The sequence below is a fragment of the Herbaspirillum lusitanum P6-12 genome (assembly GCF_000256565.1).
Classification (GTDB): domain Bacteria; phylum Pseudomonadota; class Gammaproteobacteria; order Burkholderiales; family Burkholderiaceae_D; genus Herbaspirillum; species Herbaspirillum lusitanum.
The window spans coordinates 1-14702 of the sequence record NZ_AJHH01000494.1 but is presented as its reverse complement, the minus strand read 5'-3'; the positions used below and the strand labels follow the sequence as shown (position 1 = coordinate 14702).

Below are 14702 nucleotides of genomic sequence, written 5' to 3'. Positions count from 1 at the left end.
ACTGCTATTGACGACGGCGCCGGTTTGCCGCAGGATGCCGGTACGCGGCCGCAGTCGTCGGGCTTGCGCGGCATGCACGAACGCGCCGCACTGGTCGGCGCAACGCTGGAGGTGTCGCAAGGTGAAAGCGGCGGCACGCAACTGCTGTTGACGCTTCCTGCCCCATCCGCTGCTAACCTTATAAAATAACGCCACGTTCAGCCGGAGACAGATAGCAACCCATGCCAATAATGAAAAAGAACAGTTCTGCCATCAAAGTGGCGATCGCCGACGATCATGCGATCGTGCGCGAAGGCCTCCGGCAGATCTGCAGCGGCACCAAGGACATCATCGTCGTCGGCAACGCCGAGAACGGGCTGGAAACCATCAAGCTGACGCGCCTGGGCAACTGCGACGTGCTGCTGCTTGACATCATCCTGCCGGATCGCACCGGCATCGACGTCCTCAAGCAAATCAAGAAGGAAATTCCCAAGCTGCCGGTGCTGATGCTGTCCATCCACCGCGAAGACCAGTACGCCATCCGCGCCCTCAAGGCCGGCGCGGCGGGCTTTCTCAACAAACAGGCGGCGCCGGCCGAATTGATCAACGCGATCCGCCAGGTCGCCGCTGGCCGCAAGTACATCAGCCCGTCGCTGGCGCAGGAGTTGGCCAACCAGATCGGCTTCGACCACGAAACACCACTGCACGAAACCCTGTCCGACCGGGAATACCAGACCATGGTGATGATCGCGTCCGGCAAGACCGTCAGCGATATCGCGGCCGAATTATTGCTCTCGGTCAAAACCATCAGCATGTATCGTTCACGCGTCCTGGCCAAAATGAAATTGCGCCACAACGCCGAGCTCACGCACTATGCGCTGAAAAACAACTTAGTCGAATAAATACGCAACCGGCCTGCCGGTGTAAACCGCCAGACGGTAAAATGCGTTAAAAGACAAATCTCGTCCTACCCGTTGCAATGTCGTCAAGAAATAAGCATTAAACGACATCAACTGTCCTTGCCGAGGTAAAGAACGCCATATCGCGGGACATTGTTCCGCGTCATCCGGCGGGAAGCCATGAGACTTGTCGCAATCCGTTTGAATAAGAAGCCGCCCATCAGGCATGCAAAAAAAGCCAGATCAAAGTCCCGTCGATATCGCGCGAGAAGCCTTCCAGCAACTCGCCACACGCCGCATTGCCCCTACTCCTGACGCCTATCGTGAGGCCTACGAAGAAATCGTCGGCACCAAGAGCGACCTGAAGCCGGAAGGCGTCCTCACCGCGTTCGCCCAGCACCTGACGCAGCAGCCGGGCGACATCGGCAAGCTCGGCCTGCGCCTGACAATGGCGATCAACGGCAGCGACTGGAAAGACTACAACGACGAGCTGGACAATTTCGTCGAGCAATATTTTCCATCGCGCAACCTGGTCCCGCACGGCCAACTCGTGCCGATCGATCCGGAACGCGAATTCATCCGCGACAGCAAGAAGGAAAAGATGCTGCGCGAGGTGCTGGCGCGCGTGCTGATCTTCAACATGGCGTCGCTGCTGATCGAAGCGCCGGAACTGGCGAACGAATCGAAATCGATCGGCCTCGATCTCAAGACCGCGTTCTCCGAACAGGCCATGAACGAGGTCATCGGCCGCCTCAAGCAGATGAGCTTCCAGATTGAACTCAAGAGCGAAGACATTGCCCTGCAGCAGGAATTATTGATGCGCCTGTTCCAGCTGTTGCTGGAGAACATCCACGGCCTGCTGGAGAAAGGATCGTGGCTGAGCAGCCAGATCACCGCCGTGCAGGAACTGATCAACGGCCCGATCAGCAAGACCTCGCTGGCCGACGCCACCAAGACCCTGAAGGAAGTCATCTTCAAGCAAGGCCTGCTCAAGAATACGCTGAGCGAAGAAAAAGTCACCGCCAAGAACATGATGCTGACCTTCGTCGATCGCCTCAGCGCGATGGTGTCGACGACCGACAACTATCACAAGACCATCGCTACTTTTTCGCAGCAAATCAGCCAGGCCTCGGACATCAGCGATCTCAACTCGGTGCTCAACGGCATCATGAACGCGACGAAGGAAGCCCAGGACGAAGCGCTGCGCTCGCGCGACGAAATGATCAATGCGCGCCAGGAAATGCAAAAAGCCGAAGCCCGCATCACCGCCCTGGAGTCGCAACTGGTGCACATGGGAGAACTGGTGCGTGAAGACCAGCTGACCGGCAGCCTCAACCGCCGCGGCATGGACGAATCGCTGGAGCGCGAGATCATGAACGCCGATCGCCTGGGCGCGCCGCTGTGCATCGCCCTGCTCGACCTCGACGATTTCAAGCGCATCAACGACACGCACGGTCACGCCACCGGCGACGAAGTGCTGGTGCATCTGGTGAACGTGGTCAAGGAAACGCTGCGCAAGCTGGACGTGATCGCTCGCTTCGGCGGAGAGGAGTTTTTGGTGTTGCTGCCGGAAACCGAGCCGGCTGAAGCGATGCAGATCATCACCCGTGTGCAGCGCGAACTGACCAAGCGCATTTTCATGCACAACACGCAGCGTTTGCTGATCACCTTCAGCGCCGGCGTGGCCTATCGCGCGCAAGGCGAAACCCAGGCCGATCTGATCAAGCGCGCCGACGTGGCGCTGTACAAGGCCAAGAACGCCGGCAAGAATCGCGTGATCCTGGCTGACTGAAGCTCAGGACACGGCCGGCGCCTGCTTCCATGCGCGCCAGCCGGCGATCGCCAGCAGCACGAACAAACCATACAAAATCGCAGTCAGCGTCAGGTGCTTGTAGAGATACAAGCCGACGTAGAGTACGTCCACCGCAATCCAGACCAGCCAGTTTTCAACCTTCTTGCGCGACAGCAGGAACTGTCCGACCAGACTTCCCGCCGTCAGGAAGCCGTCCATGTGTGGCACGTCGGTATCCGTGAAATGACGCAGGAACACCGACAGCACAGCGAAGCCGGCCAGCCAGGCCACGCCCGACCACAGCATGTCGCGACACGACAGCGTGGAAGCCTTCAGCGGCAAATGCTGCTCACCACCGCGCAGCCATTGATACCAGCCCCACACCGACACCGCCACGAACACGCACTGCAGGCCGGCGTCGCCGTACAAGCGCGCGTCGACAAACACCACGCCGTACAAGCCGGAAGACAAAATGGAAAACAACCAGGCCCAGTGATTCTGGCGGATATTGAGCGCGACCGTGATGATCGCCAGCAGGAAGGAGATCAGCTCCAGCGGTGTCGTGACGAGACCGGCGAAACCGAACAGCGGCAGGCTGTCGTTGAGAGACATGGCAAGCCGATCCTAGCGTGAAGCCGGGGAAGATCGGGAGGGAGACGACGCAGGCGTGGCTGAAGGTGGTACGGGCGCCGACGGCATGGGCTGTTGCGGCGTCCTGGAGACAGCCGCGGCATTGCCGTCAAGGACCTGGATGAAGACTTCGTTCTGCTTGATCATGCCAAGCTCGTAGCGCGCCCGCTCTTCGACCGAACCGGTGCCCTGCTTGAGGTCTTCCACTTCGGATTCCAACTTGGCGTTGCGCGCCTTGAGTTCGTCATTCTTCTTCTGCGCTTGCTGGACTTGCTTGTCCAGATCCCATACACGCAGCCATCCGCCTTTGCCCAGCCAAAGCGGATACTGGATCAGCACCAAAAGTGCTGTGAGGCAGAGGATGATCAGGCGCATCGAAAGAATGCCGGGTGATTGTCCGGCAGGCGAATGCTGCCGGACATCTTGCTTATTTCAGATTGTAGAAAGCCGAACGGCCAGGATAGCTGGCGATATCGCCGAGGTCTTCCTCGATACGCAGCAACTGGTTGTACTTGGCCATGCGGTCCGAACGCGACATCGAGCCTGTCTTGATCTGCAGCGCGTTGGTGCCGACGGCGATGTCGGCGATGGTCGAGTCTTCGGTTTCGCCCGAGCGGTGCGAGATCACGGCGGTGTAGCCGGCGCGCTTGGCCATCTCGATCGCGGCGAACGTCTCGGTCAAGGTACCGATCTGGTTGATCTTGATCAGGATCGAATTGGCGATGTTCTTGTCGATGCCTTCTTTCAGGATCTTGGTATTGGTGACGAACAAATCGTCGCCGACCAATTGCACCTTCTTGCCCAGCGTTTCAGTCAGCAACTTCCAGCCGGCCCAATCATTTTCGGCCATGCCGTCTTCGATGCTGATGATCGGGTACTTGTCGCACCACGATGCCAGCAGACCGGTCTTTTGCGCCGGCGTCAGCACCATGTTTTCGCCGGCCAGGTGGTAGTTGCCGTCCTTGTAGTATTCGCTCGCGGCGCAATCCAGGCCCAAGGCGATCTGCGTGCCCGGCTCGTAGCCGGCTTCTTCGATCGCTTGCAGGATCAGCTGGATCGCTGCTTCGTGGCTGGCCACGTTCGGCGCAAAACCGCCTTCGTCGCCGACCGACGTGGTCAGGCCCTTGGCGTGCAGGATCTTCTTCAGTGTATGGAACACTTCGGCGCCGTAGCGAATCGCTTCGCGGAAGCTCGGTGCGCCGACCGGGATGATCATGAATTCCTGCAGATCGAGATTGTTGTCTGCGTGCGCACCGCCATTGATGACGTTCATCATCGGCACCGGCATCTGCATCGAACCGCTGCCGCCGAAATAACGATACAGCGGCAGGCCGGCTTCTTCAGCCGCCGCCTTGGCGACCGCCATCGACACGGCCAGCGTGGCGTTGGCGCCCAGGCGCGCCTTGTTCTCAGTGCCGTCGAGATCGATCAGCGTACGGTCCAGGAAAGCCTGTTCGTTGGCGTCCAGACCCATGATCGCTTCGGAGATCTCGGTGTTGATATTCTCGCAGGCTTGCAGCACGCCCTTGCCGAAATAGCGGCTCTTGTCGCCGTCGCGCAGTTCGATCGCTTCGCGCGAACCGGTCGAGGCGCCGGACGGCACTGCAGCACGACCCAATACGCCGGACTCCAGCAGGACATCGCATTCGACAGTAGGATTGCCGCGCGAGTCGATAATTTCACGGCCGATAATATCAACGATTGCACTCATTCAAACATCTCCATCAAGCAGGGGTTTAAGCAAATTTTTATAGACGGAAGCCGGGCCGGAACGAAATCCGCGCCCGCTCAGTTTCAGGAAAAATCGTTTTCCAGGAAAACCGATTTCTTCACAATGCGATCCAGTTCGATCATCGTGCCCAGCAACTCCTTGATACGAGCCAATGGAACAGCGTTGGGGCCATCGGATTTGGCCTCCGCCGGATTCGGATGTGTTTCCATAAACACGCCGGCAATACCGACCGCAATCGCCGCGCGGGCGAGTACGGGTACAAATTCACGCTGGCCGCCCGAGGACGTGCCCTGTCCGCCCGGCAGCTGCACCGAGTGGGTGGCGTCGAAGACCACCGGAGCACCGGTCTCGCGCATGATCGCGAGGCTGCGCATGTCGGATACCAGGTTGTTGTAGCCGAAAGACACGCCGCGTTCGCAGGCCATGAAGTTGTCTTCCGGCAGGCCGGCTTCCTTGGCCGCCGCGCGCGCCTTGGCGATCACGTTGATCATGTCGTGCGGCGCCAGGAACTGGCCCTTCTTGATATTGACCGGCTTGCCCGACTGCGCGCAGGCGCGGATGAAATCGGTCTGGCGGCACAGGAAAGCCGGCGTCTGCAGGACGTCGACCACTTCCGATACCGGCTTGATCTCGTCGATCTCGTGGATGTCGGTCAGCACCGGCACGCCGATCTGCTTCTTGACCTTGGCCAGGATTTCCAGGCCCTTTTCCATGCCCAGACCGCGGAACGAGGAACCGGACGAGCGATTGGCCTTGTCGAAGGACGACTTGTAGATGAACGGGATGCCCAGTTCAGTCGTGATCTCTTTCAAGGCGCCGGCTGTGTCCAGCGTCATTTGCTCCGACTCGATTACACAGGTACCGGCGATCAGGAAAAACGGCTGATCGAGGCCGATGTCAAAACCGCACAGTTTCATGCTTTTCCTTTTGCCGCAGTCGCATCATGGTGCGCCAGAGCAGCCTTGATGTACGAGATAAACAGCGGATGGCCGTCGCGCGGGGTCGACTTGAACTCGGGGTGATACTGCACGCCCAGATACCACGGGTGGGCATTCTCACCGCCGGTGCGCGGCAGCTCCATGATCTCGCACAGATCTTCGGTCGGCGTACGCGCCGACACGATCAGGCCCGCCTCTTCCACGCGGGGCAGGTAAAAATTGTTCGCCTCGTAGCGATGGCGATGACGCTCGGTCACCTTGGCGCCGTAAATTTCGGAAGCCAATGTACCCGGCTTGACGTCACAGGTCTGCGCACCCAGGCGCATGGTGCCGCCCAGATCAGAATTGGCGTCGCGCTTCTCGACCTTGCCGTCGTGGTTTTGCCATTCGTCGATCAGCGCCACTACCGGCTGTTCCGTTTCCGGATCGAACTCGGTGGAATTGGCTTGCGCCAGGCCGGCCTTGTTGCGTGCATATTCCAGCAGCGCCACTTGCATGCCCAGGCAGATGCCCAGGTAAGGCACCTTGTGCTCGCGTGCAAATTTCGCCGCGGCGATCTTGCCTTCCACGCCGCGCTTGCCGAAGCCGCCCGGCACCAGAATCGCGTCATACTTGGCCAGGACGGCAGTGCCGGTGGTCTCGATTTCTTCCGAATCCAGGTACTCGATGTTGACGCGGCTACCGGTATGAATACCGGCGTGGCGCAGCGCTTCGGTCAGGGACTTGTACGACTCGGTCAGATCGACGTACTTGCCGACCATGCCGATGGTGACTTCGTGCGATGGATTGTCTTGCGCATGGATCAGCTTGTCCCACATCGACAGATCCGCAGGGCTCGGCGACAGGCCGAGTTTTTCGCAGATGATGTTATCCAATCCCTGGTCGTGCAACATCTGTGGAATCTTATAGATGCTATCTGCATCCCACACCGAAATCACGGCGTCGACCACGACATTGGAGAACAGCGAAATCTTGTCGCGCTCATCGTCGGGAATACGGCGGTCGGCACGGCACAGCAAGGCGTCCGGCGAAATACCGATCTCGCGCAGCTTTTGCACGCTGTGCTGGGTCGGCTTGGTCTTGAGTTCGCCGGCCGAGGCCAGGAACGGCACCAGCGTCAGATGCACGAAGGCGGCGGCGTTGCGGCCGGCGCGCAGGCTCAGCTGACGCGCTGCTTCGAGGAACGGCAGGGATTCGATATCGCCGACGGTGCCGCCGATTTCGACCAGCGCCACGTCATAGCCTTCAGCGCCGCGGTGGATGAAATCCTGGATCTCGTTGGTGATGTGCGGGATGACCTGAACGGTCTTGCCCAGATACTCGCCGCGGCGTTCCTTGCGGATCACGGACTCATAAATCTGTCCGGTGGTGAAATTATTCACCTTCTTCATCTTGGCAGTGATGAAACGCTCGTAATGGCCAAGATCCAGATCGGTTTCAGCGCCGTCATCGGTGACGAACACTTCGCCGTGCTGGAATGGGCTCATCGTTCCAGGATCAACGTTGATGTAGGGATCGAGCTTGAGAAGGGTGACTCGGAGGCCGCGCGATTCGAGGATCGCAGCGAGGGACGCGGCGGCAATCCCTTTACCCAGGGAAGACACGACGCCGCCAGTGACAAATACAAACTTGGTCATTACAAAGAAGGTGCCGAACGGCACGTGCGGGAAATTCGAATTATACCCCAAACCGCCCGCTTTTCATCCCCCTCTTTTGCGGAAACGCCAGATTTCCAGCCGGAATCCGGTGCAGCTTATTTCCCTGTAAGCAAGCCCCGGATCATTTCGTGGGTCGCCTGCGCCGCTGCTTCGGGCGCTTCCATCGGAAACAAATGGCCGCCCGGAATCTGCCTGAAATGCTTCCCCACCAGCCTTTGGGTGGCGTCCAGTCCGGCCAGCCGGCACTCCACCGAATCGATGCCGCCGACGAAGCCGACCGGCACCGGATATTGTCGTCGCGTCAACGCCCCGAGGTGATGCGGGATGGTGCGGTAGACCGCGGTTTCGGTTTCGCGCGTAAAGCGCAGCTTGACGCCGCCGGACGGCTCGGGCTCGACGCCATGGGCGACATAATCACGCAGCACGCGCTCGGGCCAGGCCGCGAACATGGCCTTGGCGGCGTAATGCTGATAGGCGGCCTCCATGTCCGGCCAGGCGTTGCGGCGGCGGCTCGACGCCACCGAAGGCGAATGCCTGCTTTCAATGCGCAGCAGCTTCAGCAGCCGCAGCGTGGAAGCGCGCCAGCCCGCCACGATCGGCGAATCCAGCAAGACCACGCAGCGCACCAGGTCGGGCCGCTTGCGCCCCGCCAGCAGGCTCAGGATGCCGCCCATCGAATGACCGACCAGGATCACCGGTTCGCTGTAGCGTTGCGCGAGTTCCTCGCCCAGTTCCTTGCCGAGCTTGCGCCAGCCGTCATCCACCGGGTAAGCCGGATTATGCGCATGCATGGGCAAGGCGCGCACATCGTAGTGCATGCGCAATTGGTCGAAGAACATGCCGTAGGTCCCCGCCGGGTAACTGTTGGCATGGGCAAAATGCAGGATCGGCAAGGTCGGCTGGTGGTTCATGGCATCGGATGGACGTATTGATTGCCGGATTATCTGGCAATTAACGCGCGGCGTCAGCCTTTTCCGGCGTGCTTTTTCGGTGTCCGGCGTGCTATTTTCCGTACCAGTAGCGCGCATGTTCGCGACGATATTCCTGCACGCTTATGTTGTCGTTCGCCTTGTCGAATTGCAGCGAGATGGCGCCCGCCTCATCGTTGCGCAAGCCGCGTATGCCTATGCGGCCGTAGCGTGCATACACTTCCGGTTTGGGATGATTGAAGCGGTTGCGATAACCCACCTGGAACAAGGCCAGGCTCGGCTGCACCGCCTGCAGGAACGCTTCCGTCGACGACGTGCCGCTGCCGTGATGCGGCGCCAGCAGGACGTCGGCCCGCAGCCGGGCGGCGTCGGCGCCGTTGACGAGCTCATCTTCCTGCACCGCCTCGATATCGCCGGGCAGCAGAATCGCGCGCTTGCCCAGGCTGACTTTCAGCACGCAGCTGCGCGCATTCGGTTTCCACTTGTCGCTGTCGTAACTGACCGGCGCCGGATACAGCATGTCGAACGCCACGCCGTCCCAGCGCCATTGCTGACCGGCCTGGCAGCGCTTGTGATCGGGTGCTGCCCGGACGATCGCGCTGGTCGGCGACAGCGATGAATACACGCGGTCGACGGCGATCTCCCTGAACAGCGACAGCGCGCCGCCGGAATGGTCGTTGTCGTTATGCGAAATCACCACGGCGTCGAGATGATCGATGCCGCGTGCGCGCAGATACGGCACGATCACGCGATTGGCGCCGTCGGATTCCGGCGAGTAATACGGACCGGTGTCGTACAACAGACGATGTCCCGGCGTCTCCACCAGCAAGGCCATGCCCTGCCCGACGTCGAAGGCAGTCACCCGCATGCTGCCCTCGGCTGGCGCCATCGGCGCATTGAGCAGCAGCGGCAGCCAGCCGAACCAGCCCAGCCAGCGCACCGGCCAGCCGCGCGGGGCGAGCAGCAGCATGGTGCCGCCCATGGCCAGGGCGAACATCCACCAGCTCGGCACCGGCGTCTGCCAGACCGCAAACGGCTGGCCGGCAAGCAATTCCAGCCATTGCACCAGCCACTCCAGCACCGTATGCGCGGCCAGCAGCAGCCATTGCGACAAGGGCGGCGGCAAGATGCTGCCCAGCAGCGACAGCGGCGCCACCACGAGGGTGATCAAGGGAATCGCCACCGCATTGGCAAGCGGGCTGAGCAGTGAATACTGTCCGAACAGCACCATCGTCAGCGGCAACAAGCCGAGCGTGACGACATATTGTGTATAAGCGCCCGCGCGCAGCGAACGCCGCATCCTGGCAAGGCGAGAAGGACGGCGATGGCGCTGTACCGGCGTCAGGATCTGCGGCTCGGCCGACACGTCGGCGCCGATGCGCCCGGCAGAGGCGTACAGGATGATCGCCACGGCGCCGAACGACAGCCAGAAGCCCGGCCACAGCAATGCCCACGGATCGAACAGCAGCACCACCGCCAGCGCCAGCGACATCACATAGGAAATATGCGTCAGGCGCCCCGTCCAGTACGCCAGACCCACCACGCACAGCATATATAGCGTGCGCTGCGCCGGCACGCCGAATCCCGCCAGCAGCACATAGACCAGCGCCGCCGCCAAACCGGCCAGCACCGCCACCTTGGGCGCCGGCAACAGCAGCGGCAACTGCGCCCGCGTAAAGAACGAACGCCGCCACAGCCAACCGGAGAACGCGCCGAACAAACCGGAGATCAGCGTGATGTGCAATCCCGAAATCGCCACCAGGTGGCCGACGCCGGTGCGGTTGAAAATACTCCAGTCGGATTGCTCAATGGCGCGCTGGTCGCCGATCACCAGCGCGACGATGACGCCGGCGTATTTCTGTTGCGGCAGCGCCGACATGATGCGGTCGCGCAGCCAGGCGCGGCCGTACTCGATGGCGTTGGATGGCGTAAGGACGAATTCCTGCAGGCGATGATTCTTGTAGGCCGATTGCTGATCGGAGCGCACTGATCCGGTCGCACGCAAGTTCTGCTCGAGCAGCCAGGCTTCGTAGTCGAAACCATGCGGATTGGCATTGCCGTGCGGACGTTTGAGGCGCACCGTGAACTGCCACCGTTCGCCCGGACGCACGTCCGGAACCGCTTGCCCTGACTCGCCCCCGGCTTGGCCGAAAGCCCCGGGGCTGTACCAGGACAAAGCGACTCGCTGCGGCACCGGCGGCCTGCCGCCGTTTTGCGGAGCCACTCTTTCGACATTGAAGTTGAATCGTACGCCGCGCTCGAAGCGATACGGCAGGCTGTCGATGGTGCCGACCACGACGACGTCATGGCCCTCCCACGCTGCAGGCAAGGCGTCGTCCAGCCGGTACTGCGCCATCAAGCCGCCCCAGGCGAAGCCAGCGCATAGACCGGCGAGATTGAACAGCACGATGCGCAGGACAATCTTCCACACAGCGCGGGCGCCGGTATCCCGCAGCCGCCAGCATGCCAGCAACAGCAAGACCGCCGCTGCCAGCAACGCCATATGTCCTTCGAAAGGAAGCAGTTGCGCCTGCATCTGCAAAAAGGCAATTCCTGCGGCGAAACCAAGAATCGCGCTGCGCATGCTTATGTCGCCGCAGCCAGGCGCGGCAACACCGCATGTGCATTGGCGCTGGTGGCCGCAGCCACGTCCGCGATGTCCATGCCGCGCAATTCGGCCAGCACCTGGCCGATGCGCGGAATCTGATCCGGCGTATTGCGCTGCGGATGCAGCCAGGCGGGAGAAATATCAGGCGCGTCGGTTTCCAGCACGACGGCCTCAAGCGGCACCTCCGCAGCTAGCCGGCGTATCTGCAACGAACGCGGGAACGTCATCGCCCCCCCGAAGCCCAGTTTGAAACCCAGTCCGATGAAGGTTTCCGCCTGCTGGAAACTGCCGTTGAACGCGTGCGCGATTCCGCCTGGCACGACAATGCGACGCAGGTATTTGAGGATGATGTCTTGCGAGCGGCGCACGTGCAGCAGCACCGGCAAATCGAATTCGCGCGCCAGCTTGAGTTGCTCGCGGTAGAAGTGCTCCTGCTTGTCGCGCATGGCCGGTTCCTTCAGCGCCGGGACAAAGAAGTCCAGTCCGATTTCACCGATGGCGACAAAACGCTTGTCGTTGAGCGCGGCCTCCACTGCATTACGCAACGCCGACAAGTCGCTCTCGTCGCAGTTGGGGACATACAAGGGATGGATGCCCAGCGCGTACACGCAATTGCCGCGTTGCCGCGCCAGTCGCGCCACCGCGTCGAAATTGAACGGCGCCACCGCCGGCACCACGATCATGCCTACGCCCTGCCCGGCCGCGCCCTCGGCGACGGCGAGCTCTTCACCGGCAAACTCGCCGGCATCAAGATGGCAGTGCGTATCAACCCACATACCTAATCCACATAGTTGATCCAGATGATGCCGGCAGTTCAGGAAAGACTCAAAGCAACGCGATGCAATCCAATGCAGCAGCGCGTCTGCCGATCGTCAGGCGGCTTGCAGCGAACGGCCCAGCTTGCGCAGGAACTCTTCGCAGCGCTGCAATTGCGCAATCGCCACGAACTCGTTCGGCTTGTGCGCCTGGATGATGTCGCCGGGACCGCAGACGATGGTCGGGATGCCGATTTGCTGGAACAGCCCGGCCTCGGTGGCGTAGGCGACCTTGCGCTTTTCGTTGTCTTCGGTCAGCGCGCGCACCAGCGCCGTGATGGCTTCCTGCTCGGCGGTTTCCAATGCCGGGCTGGCGGCGATGATGCCGATGTCGATCTTGGCGTCCGGATATTCGGCCTGCATTTTCGGCAACAACTGATCGCGTACGTATTGCGTAACCTGCGCCTGGATCTTGTCCGGCGACATGCCCGGCAAATTGCGGAATTCATAGGTGAATTCGCACAGATCGGGAATCGTGTTGATCGCGATGCCGCCGCGAATCTGGTTGGTCGTCATGGTCGAAAACGGCACGTCGTACAGCGTGTCGTACGGACCGTTGACCTTGTAGGCATCGGCAAAATCGCGGATTGTGCAAATCAGGCGCGCGGCATATTCGATGGCGTTGCAACCCTGCGGCGTCAGCGAGGAATGCGCCGACTTGCCATGCACGCGGCAAGTGAAGGCATTGATGCCCTTGTGCGCCACCACCACCTGCATGTTGGTCGGTTCGCCGACCACGCAACTGTCGGGACGAATGCCGCGTTCCTGCAATTCGGCCAGCATGCTCGGCGCACCGGCGCAGCCGATTTCCTCGTCATAGGAGAACGCCAGGTGTAGCGGCTTGCTGCGCGGCATCGCCAGAAACTCCGGCACCAGCGCCAGCGACGCGGCGATGTAGCCTTTCATGTCGCAGCTGCCGCGACCGTACAGCAAGCCGTCGCGCTCGGTCAGCGTGAACGGATCGCTGTCCCACTTCTGCCCATCGACCGGCACCACGTCGGTGTGGCCGGACAAGACGATGCCGCCCTGTATCGTGCCGGCGTCCGGGCCTTCCGTGGCCGGCAGCGTGGCGAACAGATTGGCCTTGGTGCGCTCCTTGTTATGCGCGAACCAGGGTGTGATGCCCTGCGCCTGCAGGCTGTCGCGCACCGAGGTGATCAGTTCGAGATTGGAGTTGCGGCTGGTCGTGTCGAACGCAACCAGTTGTTCAAGCCATTGACGTGTATTCATGATGAAATCCTTGTTTCCTGTTTGTTTCCTGTTGTTTCGTGTTCGGTTTTCCGCTCAGGCGACATACGGCAGCAAGCCGTTCTCCGACAAGCGCAGCACGCGGCCGCAGCGGCGCGCCAGTTCGATGTCGTGGGTGACGATGACGAAAGCGGTGCCCAGCGTCTGCGACAGTTCTATCATCAATTCAAACGTCTTGTCGGCGGTGCTGCGGTCAAGATTGCCGGTCGGCTCGTCGGCCAGCACGCAGGCCGGATTCGTGACCAATGCGCGCGCCAGCGCAACACGCTGGCGCTCACCGCCGGACAGCTCGCCCGGCACGTGACGCACGCGGTTTTCCAGGCCGACGCGAGCCAGGATCGTACGCGCCTGCTCCTGCGCCTGGTCGCGTTTGACGCGGCGGATCATGAGAGGCATGGCGACGTTGTCGAGCGCCGAAAATTCCGGCAGCAAGTGATGGAACTGGTAGACGAAACCCAATGCCGCATTGCGCAAATCGCCGCGCGCAGTTTCGCCCAGATTGGCGAAATCCTTGCCCATCAAGGTGACGCTGCCGGCGCTCGGCGTATCGAGGCCGCCCAGCAGATGCAACAGCGTCGACTTGCCCGAACCGGATACACCGACAATGGCAACCTGCTCGCCGGGCTTGACGTCGATGTCGACGCCGTTGAGCACCTTCACCGAATATTTCCCTTGCATGAAGGTCTTGCCCAGCCCGCGGCAGGACAGCACTGCCTGGTCGTGTTGATTCATGTTGTTGTTCGTCTGGTTCGTGTGGTTTGTCTGGTTACTCATAGCGCAGCGCCTCCGCCGGTTTCACGCGCGCCGCCGCCCAGCTCGGGTACAGCGTCGCCAGGAAGGCAAGCACTACCGCCACTGCGCCGATGGTCCACACATCCGACCAGATCAGGTCGGACGGCAGTTCGGAAATCACGTAAATGCTCTTGGGCAGAAACTGCACGTGCAACAGTCGCTCGATGGCCGGCACGATGACGTCGATATTGAGCGCCACCACCACGCCGAACGCGACGCCCAATGCGGTGCCGATCAGGCCCACCAGCGCCCCCTGGATCACGAAGATCTTCATGATCGATCCGGGCGATGCGCCGAGCGTGCGCAGGATCGCGATATCGGCCTGCTTGTCGGTCACCGTCATCACCAGCGTCGACACCAGGTTGAACGCCGCCACCGCAATGATCAGCGTCAGGATGATGAACATCATGCGCTTCTCGGTCTTCACCGCCGCGAACCAGTTGCTGTTCTGCTGCGACCAGTCGCGCAGGTAAAGGTTGCCGGTCAGCTGCGTCGACAATTCCTGGGTCACCTGCGGCGCCTGCAGCATGTCCTTGATGCGCAAGCGCACGCCGGACGGCGCGTCAAGACGGAACAATCTCTCGGCATCTTCAATCTGGATGAAGGCCAGCGACGAGTCGAACTCGTAATGCCCTGCCTCGAAAATACCCACCACCGTAAATTGCTTCAATCGGGGCAGGGG

Annotated in this window: 14 protein-coding genes; 3 read left to right on the top strand and 11 right to left on the bottom strand. The window is 61.2% G+C overall.

Going from position 1 to position 14702, the window contains the following annotated elements; translation table 11 throughout:
* The 3 genes from HLUSI_RS0116720 to HLUSI_RS0116710 form a co-directional block, all read left to right on the top strand.
* Positions 1–189 (top strand): hypothetical protein (locus HLUSI_RS0116720; protein ID WP_029363631.1); only part of this gene is annotated, 189 nt, incomplete at its 5' end.
* A 41-nt stretch (positions 190–230) separates the two neighbouring features.
* On the top strand, positions 231–881 hold the full coding sequence (locus tag HLUSI_RS0116715; RefSeq protein WP_016835055.1) for a response regulator: 651 nt from the start codon (positions 231–233) through the stop codon (positions 879–881).
* A gap of 223 nt (positions 882–1104) precedes the next feature.
* The gene (locus HLUSI_RS0116710; protein WP_016835054.1) at positions 1105–2670 is read left to right on the top strand and encodes a GGDEF domain-containing protein; all 1566 of its coding nucleotides are present in this window, start codon (positions 1105–1107) and stop codon (positions 2668–2670) included.
* Positions 2671–2673: 3 nt separating this feature from the next.
* Here HLUSI_RS0116710 and pnuC read toward each other — a convergent pair whose 3' ends face one another.
* The 11 genes from pnuC to HLUSI_RS0116655 all read right to left on the bottom strand — a co-directional run.
* Positions 2674–3282 carry a nicotinamide riboside transporter PnuC gene (gene pnuC / locus HLUSI_RS0116705; protein WP_016835053.1) on the bottom strand — a complete coding sequence of 203 codons (609 nt, stop codon included), beginning with the start codon at positions 3280–3282 and terminating at the stop codon, positions 2674–2676.
* 12 nt (positions 3283–3294) lie between these two features.
* Entirely contained in the window at positions 3295–3675 is a 381-nt protein-coding gene (gene ftsB / locus HLUSI_RS0116700; RefSeq protein WP_016835052.1) for a cell division protein FtsB, read from the bottom strand.
* 52 nt (positions 3676–3727) lie between these two features.
* Positions 3728–5011, bottom strand: coding sequence for a phosphopyruvate hydratase (gene eno, locus HLUSI_RS0116695; RefSeq protein WP_016835051.1), 1284 nt, complete (start codon positions 5009–5011; stop codon positions 3728–3730).
* Between the two features lie 83 nt (positions 5012–5094).
* Positions 5095–5949, bottom strand: a complete 855-nt coding sequence (kdsA, locus tag HLUSI_RS0116690) for a 3-deoxy-8-phosphooctulonate synthase (RefSeq protein WP_016835050.1) — start codon at positions 5947–5949, stop codon at positions 5095–5097.
* Entirely contained in the window at positions 5946–7607 is a 1662-nt protein-coding gene (locus HLUSI_RS0116685; protein ID WP_016835049.1) for a CTP synthase, read from the bottom strand. Before HLUSI_RS0116685 ends, kdsA begins: the two co-directional genes overlap by 4 nt.
* A 116-nt stretch (positions 7608–7723) precedes the next feature.
* Positions 7724–8539, bottom strand: coding sequence for an alpha/beta fold hydrolase (locus HLUSI_RS0116680; protein WP_016835048.1), 816 nt, complete (start codon positions 8537–8539; stop codon positions 7724–7726).
* Positions 8540–8630: 91 nt separating this feature from the next.
* Complete coding sequence (locus HLUSI_RS0116675) at positions 8631–11141, bottom strand: DNA internalization-related competence protein ComEC/Rec2 (protein WP_016835047.1); 2511 nt, start codon at positions 11139–11141, stop codon at positions 8631–8633.
* A 2-nt stretch (positions 11142–11143) separates the two neighbouring features.
* A complete protein-coding gene (locus tag HLUSI_RS0116670; RefSeq protein WP_016835046.1) occupies positions 11144–11941 on the bottom strand; it encodes a TatD family hydrolase in 798 nt (265 codons plus the stop codon).
* A gap of 96 nt (positions 11942–12037) precedes the next feature.
* On the bottom strand, positions 12038–13210 hold the full coding sequence (argE, locus tag HLUSI_RS0116665) for an acetylornithine deacetylase (RefSeq protein ID WP_016835045.1): 1173 nt from the start codon (positions 13208–13210) through the stop codon (positions 12038–12040).
* A 54-nt stretch (positions 13211–13264) separates the two neighbouring features.
* A complete protein-coding gene (gene lolD, locus HLUSI_RS0116660; RefSeq protein ID WP_016835044.1) occupies positions 13265–14002 on the bottom strand; it encodes a lipoprotein-releasing ABC transporter ATP-binding protein LolD in 738 nt (245 codons plus the stop codon).
* Positions 13995–14702: FtsX-like permease family protein (locus HLUSI_RS0116655; protein WP_029363628.1), on the bottom strand; the 708-nt coding region annotated here is incomplete at its 5' end. The genes lolD and HLUSI_RS0116655, both read right to left, overlap by 8 nt.

Excerpts from the sequence above, each read along its gene's own strand:
- HLUSI_RS0116715 (WP_016835055.1), top strand. The coding sequence starts at position 231 with ATGAAAAAGAACAGTTCTGCCATCAAAGTGGCGATCGCCGACGATCAT.
- HLUSI_RS0116710 (WP_016835054.1), top strand. The coding sequence starts at position 1,105 with ATGCAAAAAAAGCCAGATCAAAGTCCCGTCGATATCGCGCGAGAAGCC.
- pnuC (WP_016835053.1), bottom strand. The coding sequence starts at position 3,282 with ATGTCTCTCAACGACAGCCTGCCGCTGTTCGGTTTCGCCGGTCTCGTC.
- ftsB (WP_016835052.1), bottom strand. The coding sequence starts at position 3,675 with ATGCGCCTGATCATCCTCTGCCTCACAGCACTTTTGGTGCTGATCCAG.
- eno (WP_016835051.1), bottom strand. The coding sequence starts at position 5,011 with ATGAGTGCAATCGTTGATATTATCGGCCGTGAAATTATCGACTCGCGC.
- kdsA (WP_016835050.1), bottom strand. The coding sequence starts at position 5,949 with ATGAAACTGTGCGGTTTTGACATCGGCCTCGATCAGCCGTTTTTCCTG.
- HLUSI_RS0116685 (WP_016835049.1), bottom strand. The coding sequence starts at position 7,607 with ATGACCAAGTTTGTATTTGTCACTGGCGGCGTCGTGTCTTCCCTGGGT.
- HLUSI_RS0116680 (WP_016835048.1), bottom strand. The coding sequence starts at position 8,539 with ATGAACCACCAGCCGACCTTGCCGATCCTGCATTTTGCCCATGCCAAC.
- HLUSI_RS0116675 (WP_016835047.1), bottom strand. The coding sequence starts at position 11,141 with ATGCGCAGCGCGATTCTTGGTTTCGCCGCAGGAATTGCCTTTTTGCAG.
- HLUSI_RS0116670 (WP_016835046.1), bottom strand. The coding sequence starts at position 11,941 with ATGTGGGTTGATACGCACTGCCATCTTGATGCCGGCGAGTTTGCCGGT.
- argE (WP_016835045.1), bottom strand. The coding sequence starts at position 13,210 with ATGAATACACGTCAATGGCTTGAACAACTGGTTGCGTTCGACACGACC.
- lolD (WP_016835044.1), bottom strand. The coding sequence starts at position 14,002 with ATGAGTAACCAGACAAACCACACGAACCAGACGAACAACAACATGAAT.